This window comes from Rothia santali (assembly GCF_024199905.1).
Lineage (GTDB): Bacteria > Actinomycetota > Actinomycetes > Actinomycetales > Micrococcaceae > Rothia > Rothia santali.
The window spans coordinates 41,098-48,064 of sequence record NZ_JANAFB010000026.1 but is presented as its reverse complement, the minus strand read 5'-3'; the positions used below and the strand labels follow the sequence as shown (position 1 = coordinate 48,064).

Genomic DNA, 6,967 nt, shown 5'->3' with positions numbered 1-6,967 from the left:
CCCGCCGCAAGACCGGCCTGGAGCCCTCGCCGAAGTTCCGCGGCGGCCCCCACGTCTCGGACCTCGAGCAGATCCAGATGGGGCGCCCGGACCCGCGGCACGCCTCGGCGATCTACCAGCCGATCACGGAGGCCGTGCCCATCGTGGGCAAGGACTCCGCGGCCCCCGGCTCGGGCGAGACCGGGTCGGTGACGATCAAGGAGTAGCAGCGCACGCTCCCCGCACGCGACGGGGCGGACGGCCGATCGGTCGTCCGCCCCGTCGCGTTTGGTCGTTCGTCCATCCGTCCGGTCATCCGCCCGTCCGTCCCGTCGCGTCCATCCGTCCGGTCGTCCGTCCCGTCGCGTCCATCCGTCCGGTCGTCCGCCCCGTCACGCCTCCCAGGCCCCGGGGGTCATGCCCTCGGGCCCATCGGTGCAGATGCTCCCGACGCCCCATTCCGACAGCAGGCGGGCGCGCTCCGGGGCGTTGACCGTCCACGCGGAGATGCCGAGCCCGGCGTCGAGCAGGGTCTCCACGAGCAGCGGGTCCAGGTCGGCGTGGTGCGGGTGGATCCGCTGGGCCCCGACCGCGTCCGCCGCCCGGCGCCAGCCGTCCGCGAGCTCGCCGGCGTGGAAGAGCGGCGCGAGGACCGCGCCGGCAGAGCGTTCCCGCAGCCCTGCGAGCAGCGCGTGGTCGAAGGAGGAGATCACGACGCCGGGGCCCTCCTCCGGCGCGGGGGCGCCCGGCCCGGGAGCCCCGGGCCCGCCCCCGACCTCGCCGCTCCGCGACGCGCCGGCCAGGCCCTCCAGCTCCTCCACGACGGCGTCGAGGCAGCGCTCGACCCTCTCGGGGGTCGGGTGGGAGAGCTTGAGCTCGAGGTTCGCGCTGAGCCCCGTCCGCGCCATGAGGTCCGTGAGGTCGGCCAGCAGCGGAAGGCGCTCCCCGGCGAAGTCGGCGGAGAACCATGAGCCCGCGTCGCGGTGCCGCAGGGAGCGGCTCGTCGCGGCGCTGACGGGACCGGCGCCGTCGGTGGTGCGGTCGAGGGTCGAGTCGTGGATGAGGACCGGGACGCCGTCTGCCAGGAGGTCGACGTCGGTCTCGATCCACTCGAAGTCCGCGGTCAGCGCCGCCTCGAAGGCGGCCAGGGTGTTCTCCGGCGCGCGCGCCGAGCGGCCCCGGTGGGCGACGAGCTGGCTCATGGGCCCACCGTCTCACACCGTGGCGCCGGGCGACACCCTGGGCGACGCGGCGCGGTCCGACGTGGTGCGTCTGGTCCGGTCCGTCCGGGCCCGCCCGGCTGCCGTCGGCTCAGCCGGCCCGGTGGCCGTCCACCAGCTGGAACGTGGCCCCGCCGGGGTCGGCGACCGTCGCGACCCGGCCGAAGGGGGAGTCCATGGGGCCGTCGAGCAGGTGCCCGCCCAGCTCCTGGACCGTGCGCACGGCGGCGTCGGTCTCCTCCACGAGGAAGTAGGCCCGCCAGAAGGACGGGACCCCGTCCGGGAGGAAGGAGTCCGCCGCGCAGATCCCGGCGCCGCCCTCGCCATCGGGACCGTGGGTCGCGTAGCGGACGCCGCCCTCATCGACGTCGCCCTCGCCGCCGTCCTCCCCGCCCATGGGGACCACGTTCCAGCCGAGGGCCCTCTCGTAGAAGGGGACCGCCGCGTCGTAGTCCGTCGAGAGGGTCTCGAACCAGACGGGCGAGCCGGGCGTCATGGGGAAGGCCAGGCCGTCGAACTCGCCGAGCTCCCAGACCCCCAGCACGGCCCCGTCGGGCGCGGAGACGATCGAGAAGCGGCCCTGGCCCTCGACGTCGCGGATCGGCATGAGCACGCGGCCGTCGGTCTCCTCGACGGCCGCGAGGGCGGCGTCGAGGTCGTCGGTGCGCAGGTAGACGGTCCAGGCGTTGGGCACGCCCTCCGCGTCGGAGGCGCCGAAGTTGTCGAAGCGCGTCGAGTCGATGAAGCCGCCGACCAGCGTCTCGCCCTGGTAGATCATCCCGAAGCCGGGCATCTCCTCGTCGGTGACGCGCCAGCCGAGCAGCCGGGCGTAGAAGTCGCGGACCAGTCCGGCCTGGTCGGTCGTGAGCTCGAGCCAGACGGGGCTGCCGACGCCGCTGGCCTGGGGGACGGTCTCGGAGGTGGGTTCGGTGGACATGGGAGCACCTTTCGAGCGGGGCGGCCCGCGCGGGTGCGGGCCCGTGCTGTCGAGTCTAGGATCCGCGCCGGGGATGCACTAGGCCTATTCCGGGCCTCGACGCGGCCCCGGTGCGGCTCAGCCGCGGCCCCCAGGGCGGCCCCCAGGGCGGCCCCGGCGCGGCCCGGGCACGCCCCCGAGGCGACCCCGGCGGCGACCTAGCCCCTCCGCCGCCCGCCCCTCCGCTGGCTCTCCTTCTCCAGAGCCTCGACGAGCTCGTCCTTGGTCATCCCGGACCGCCCCTCGACGTCGAGCTCCTGGGCCAGCCGGTAGAGGTGCTCCTTCGAGGCGTTGGCGTCCACGCCGCCCGCGGTGGGCTTCGAGGAGTCCCGCCCGCCCTCCTCGCTGCGCGCGTCGGAGGGGCCGTACTCCTCCTTCTCGCGCCACGCGTCGCCCACCTTCTCGTGGGTGTGCTTGAGGGCGGCGTAGGCCACCTGGTGGGCGCGCTGCTCGTCGTCGTACTCCTCCATCGCGGAGTCGTAGGCCTTCGCGAAGGTGTCCTGCGCCTTCTTGCCGGAGTTCTTGAGCGGCTCCGGCAGCTCGCTCCTCTTGGGCTGACCGTTCCTGCCGATCTTGGGCATGGTGCCTCCTCGTCGATGAGGGGAGCTCGGGCCTGGGCTCAGGCTCGCGGCGTCGCGAGCTCCCCGGTGACGTACTGGGCCCTGCCGAAGCCGAAGGTCCAGTCCGCCGCGGTGTTCTCGAAGTATCCCAGGAACACGTCCTCGCCGGCCACGCCCTGCTGCGCCAGGTTCGCCGCGAGCGTGGCGTAGAGCGTCTGCTTGGTGGGGGTGTCCCGGCCGGCCTGCGTGAAGACCTGGATCATGACGACGTCGTCCGAGCGCTCGAAGCCCAGCCCCGCGTCCTGCGCGATGATCTCCCCCGGCTCGTGGCGGGTGACGATCTGGAAGCGGTCGCGCTCGGGGATGCCGTAGACCTCCACGATGGCCTCGTGGACGGCGTCGGCGATCGCGCGGGTCCTCTGCGGGTCCTGGGTCTTGTTGACGTCGATGCGGACGAGCGGCATGGTGCCCCCTGTGGTCTAGTTTGTCCTGACAAACTAAGTGTAGGCGCCGGCGGGCCATAGGGGAACACCCTCAGTCGAGGTCCAGCACGCCGGGGATGGGCTCGACGGCGTCGGCCCCCTCCCGGACGAAGGCCCCCCACGCGGCCCGCAGCGCCCGCCCGGCCTCCTCGACCGTCTCGGGGTCGTAGGTCGCGACCACCTCGGGGCCCGTCACGCCGGCCCCGGCCTCCTCGACGCCGCGGCGCCAGGCCGGGGAGGGGAACAGCAGCGGCAGCTCGGAGAGGTGGCAGCAGGACAGTGTCATCCCGGGCCGCCCGTACACGAAGGTGTAGGACACGGCCCGGCCCCCGGCCTGCCGGAACAACCGGGCCCAGCGCCGGGACTCGCGCCCGTACACCTTCCGGGTGAGCGCGCGGACCAGCGGCTCCACGACCCACCGCGAGCCGCGGGGCGAGTCGGCCAGCCGCTGGAGCGAGGGCAGGATCCCGGTGAACAGCGAGACCTCGCGGGAGGTGGTGCCCATGAGCACCTCGACCGAGCCGGCCAGTCCCTTCCACCGGCCGACCAGCTCGGACTCCGGCGGAAGGGGGCGGGCGCCGTAACGGGTGGTGAAGGGCATGAACTTCGCCAGGCCCTGACGGAAGGCGAGTCGGTCGATCCGGATGCGCCCGTCGGCGAGGTCCTGGGGGTCGGCTTCGCGCATGCTCTCGGTGGCGGCCGCGGAGGGCGTGAGAGCCGCCAGGGCACGACGTCGCCCGAACACGATGCCGAGCGGGGCGCTCTGGACGATGGCGCGCGCGATCATCCCCCGCAGCTCCTCGACCTGCAGGAGGTCCCAGCAGGCGTGGCCGCCGGCCGACTGGCCGGCGATCGTGATCCGGTCCGGGTCCCCGCCGAAGCCGCCGATGTTCCGGTGCACCCACCGGACCGCCTCCACCTGGTCGAGCAGCCCCGGGTTGGCCTCGCGGGACTCGCCGTCGCCGAGGTAGCCGAACAGCCCGATCCGGTAGGTCACCGCGACCACGATGACGTTCTGCTCCTCCACGAGCCACCGGGGGTCGTAGTAGGGCACATCGCCCGCGCCCGCGACGTAGGAGCCGCCGTGGATCCAGACGAGGACGGGCAGGCCGGTCTCGGCGGTGTCCGGGCGGGTGACGCTGAGCCGCTGGCAGTCCTCGTCGAACCCCAGCGCGACGAGCTCCGTGTCGGTCGGCTTGTGCACCTGGGGGCACGCCGGCGCGGGGGTGTCCGCCGCGAAGGGCCGGTCGTAGGCGTAGGGCTCCGGGGCGCCGAAGCGGCGGGAGCTGGCGTAGCGGATGCCGAGCGCGCGGACCAGGTCGTCCTCGCCCAAGGGCAGGAAGGTGCCGGCGGGAGTCGCCACGGAGGCCCAGTGCGCGGGCGCCGAGGTCGGACGCTCGGAGCCCGACGCCGTGGCCTCCTCGGCGAGGCGGGCCGGCGTCGATCGGGCCTCGGGGCTCTGCGCCGGTTCCGTGAGGCGGGGCCGGGTCGAGGGCCGGGGGGATGCGTCGTCGTGGGGGTGATCGCGGCGGTCAGTCATGTCTCGAGCCTACGGGGCGATGCTGCGGACGGCCGTGAACGCACTGATGCCGACCCGGTGTTCGTCGTCGGACTCGAAGTGTCTACCTTTGAACGGTGACTGTGGCTTATGAAAGCCTGTAGCCGCGAAGAGCGATATAGGGTCGGCATAGCGCCAGATAAGATTTTAAAGCTATTCTGTGAGCTTTGAGGCATATGCGGCTCGCCGGGAACAACGCTGAGCCGGGAACCGCTTCGCCAAGTAAATATAGGCTTCTCGCTGATGCTCTGCATCGCCGCTATCCTGCGCCACTCGGGGCGTCTACGGGCAACTTAGCCTGTGGTCAGATGCGGTATCAGAGTGAAGTCTGTACGTACTTATCTGCGGGGTAAGCTTTCATACTCTCTCCCGTCGGAAGGTCTTCGGTGCTGGTTGATCAACCACCTTCAGTAAAGCACTTTAAGGCGCGGGTGTTAAGTGTTTCTTGCTGGGAGTTGTGTGTCAGCTCACCGGGCGTTGGCTCGGCGTCGTCAGGGCCCAGGCGTCGGCCAGGATCTCCATCGAGCGGGCCGACTCCTCCGTGGAGGGGGACTGCAGGGAGATCATCAGCTCGTCCGCCCTAGCCCGCTCGGCGAAGCGCTCCAGGTACCCCCGGACATCGTCCCCCGTGCCGACCGCGCTGTACCGGAGCATCTCCAGGACCTGCTGCCCCGCCGGCGAATGCACCAGCATGTCGATCTCGGCCTCGGTCAGCTCCCGGCCCCGGCCCACCATGGCCGCGACGCGAGCCCTCCTCACGCGCTCGGACTGCTCCTGCGCCTCCTCCTCGGTGTCCGCGGCGGTGACGTTGACGGCGGCGATGACATAGGGCTCTGTCAGCTGCTCCGACGGCTCGAAGTGCTCCCGGTAGGTCGCGACGGCCTGCTCGAGGGCGGCGGGGGCGAAGTGAGAGGCGAAGGAGTAGGGGAGCCCGAGCTTCGCGGCCAGCTGCGCCCCGAAGAGGGAGGAGCCGAGGATGTAGAGGGGGACGTCCGTATAGCGCCCGGGGATCGCCTGCACCCCCGGGATGCGGGAGGCCCCGCCCAGGTACCCCTGGAGCTCGACGACGTCGCTCGGGAACCGCTCCGCGTCCTGGGGCTCCCGACGCAGCGCCTGCAGGGTCTTCATATCGGTGCCCGGCGCCCGGCCCAGCCCCAGGTCGATGCGCCCGGGGTAGAGCTCGGCGAGGGTGCCGAACTGCTCCGCGATGGTCAGGGGTGAGTGGTTGGGGAGCATCACACCGCCGGAGCCGAGCCTGATGCTCTCGGTCTTGGCCGCGACGTGGGAGATGAGGACCGCGGGGGCGGCCGAGGAGATGGTGGGCATGTTGTGGTGCTCCGCGTACCAGATACGGGAGAAGCCGAGCCGCTCGGCCCGGCGGGCCATCTCCACCGAGCGGAGGTAGCTGTCCCGGGGGGTCTCGCCCGGGTAGACGGTCGCGAAGTCGATGAGGGAGAGGGGAAGCACTGCGGCACCTGCCTTTCGAGGGGATGTCTCCATCTCCTACAACCGGGGACGCGCTTCCGGATATTCCACGGGGACCCACGACGCCGGCCCCCGGCCTCTCGGGGTGACCCACTCCACTTTCAGCCCCCCCGGATATAAAAGCCAACGGTGTAGTTTCCCGGTTTCCCGGGGTTCAATGAGCTGTGATCTGTTTCATGGTCCGCCGAGTTGCGGGTCCGGTGGGTGGTGTGTAGAGTTCTACGAGTCGCCGCGGGGCAAACGCTTCGAAGGGCCGACATCGGATCTGGTGTTCACCGGTTTCTCGTGATTGTTTCCTCCTTCTGTGGGGGTTGTTGCGGGGGTTGGTGGGCGCGGGTTCTCATCGGAAAGTTTGTGGACATCGTGTGGTGTTCGTTTCCCGGTGTGGTGGTGCTGCTGTGTGGATGGGGCCTGGTGCTTCGTTCGGTCGGTGGTGCTGGTGCGCCGTGAGGGAGCGGGTGCGGATGGCGGGTTTGCACGGTGGGGATCGGGTCTGGTAGGCTTGAGAAGTTGCCGCGATGATGGTGACGATGTAGGATTGACAACCGGTTCTCCGGTATCGAGACGATGATCTTTTGGGATGCTTCCTTCTTCTTTGTGAAGGGTTTCTCGGGGTGGTTTCGGTGTGCGGGGTTCGAGTGGTTTGTTGTTTGAGAACTCAATAGTGTGCTTTGTTCATTTGATGCTTGTACCAAATTTATTTATTG

At 70.7% G+C, this 6,967-nt stretch carries 7 protein-coding genes; 1 reads left to right on the top strand and 6 read right to left on the bottom strand.

The genetic code is table 11. The features are described 5' to 3' along the window. Positions 1 to 206 (top strand): hypothetical protein (locus tag NBM05_RS10760; protein ID WP_254167177.1); only part of this gene is annotated, 206 nt, incomplete at its 5' end. Positions 207 to 371: 165 nt separating this feature from the next. On the opposite strand, the gene NBM05_RS10755 is transcribed toward NBM05_RS10760, so the two are convergent. The 6 genes from NBM05_RS10755 to NBM05_RS10730 form a co-directional block, all read right to left on the bottom strand. Beyond that, the gene (locus NBM05_RS10755) at positions 372 to 1,181 is read right to left on the bottom strand and encodes a glycerophosphodiester phosphodiesterase family protein (RefSeq protein ID WP_254167175.1); all 810 of its coding nucleotides are present in this window, start codon (positions 1,179 to 1,181) and stop codon (positions 372 to 374) included. A gap of 109 nt (positions 1,182 to 1,290) precedes the next feature. Continuing rightward, positions 1,291 to 2,136: a VOC family protein gene (locus NBM05_RS10750; protein WP_254167174.1), complete on the bottom strand. Its 846-nt coding sequence runs from the start codon at positions 2,134 to 2,136 to the stop codon at positions 1,291 to 1,293. Between the two features lie 197 nt (positions 2,137 to 2,333). Next, complete coding sequence (locus tag NBM05_RS10745) at positions 2,334 to 2,756, bottom strand: ChaB family protein (protein ID WP_254167172.1); 423 nt, start codon at positions 2,754 to 2,756, stop codon at positions 2,334 to 2,336. Between the two features lie 38 nt (positions 2,757 to 2,794). Further along, complete coding sequence (locus tag NBM05_RS10740) at positions 2,795 to 3,199, bottom strand: tautomerase family protein (protein ID WP_254167170.1); 405 nt, start codon at positions 3,197 to 3,199, stop codon at positions 2,795 to 2,797. A gap of 70 nt (positions 3,200 to 3,269) precedes the next feature. Beyond that, entirely contained in the window at positions 3,270 to 4,757 is a 1,488-nt protein-coding gene (locus NBM05_RS10735) for a carboxylesterase family protein (RefSeq protein WP_254167168.1), read from the bottom strand. Between the two features lie 480 nt (positions 4,758 to 5,237). After that, positions 5,238 to 6,275: an LLM class flavin-dependent oxidoreductase gene (locus tag NBM05_RS10730; protein ID WP_373689321.1), complete on the bottom strand. Its 1,038-nt coding sequence runs from the start codon at positions 6,273 to 6,275 to the stop codon at positions 5,238 to 5,240. Positions 6,276 to 6,967 lie beyond the last annotated feature (692 nt).

What these genes read in the sequence shown, in the direction of transcription:
- NBM05_RS10755 (WP_254167175.1), bottom strand. Translation starts at nt 1,181, where the DNA reads ATGAGCCAGCTCGTCGCCCACCGGGGCCGCTCGGCGCGCGCGCCGGAG.
- NBM05_RS10750 (WP_254167174.1), bottom strand. Translation starts at nt 2,136, where the DNA reads ATGTCCACCGAACCCACCTCCGAGACCGTCCCCCAGGCCAGCGGCGTC.
- NBM05_RS10745 (WP_254167172.1), bottom strand. Translation starts at nt 2,756, where the DNA reads ATGCCCAAGATCGGCAGGAACGGTCAGCCCAAGAGGAGCGAGCTGCCG.
- NBM05_RS10740 (WP_254167170.1), bottom strand. Translation starts at nt 3,199, where the DNA reads ATGCCGCTCGTCCGCATCGACGTCAACAAGACCCAGGACCCGCAGAGG.
- NBM05_RS10735 (WP_254167168.1), bottom strand. Translation starts at nt 4,757, where the DNA reads ATGACTGACCGCCGCGATCACCCCCACGACGACGCATCCCCCCGGCCC.
- NBM05_RS10730 (WP_373689321.1), bottom strand. Translation starts at nt 6,275, where the DNA reads ATGGAGACATCCCCTCGAAAGGCAGGTGCCGCAGTGCTTCCCCTCTCC.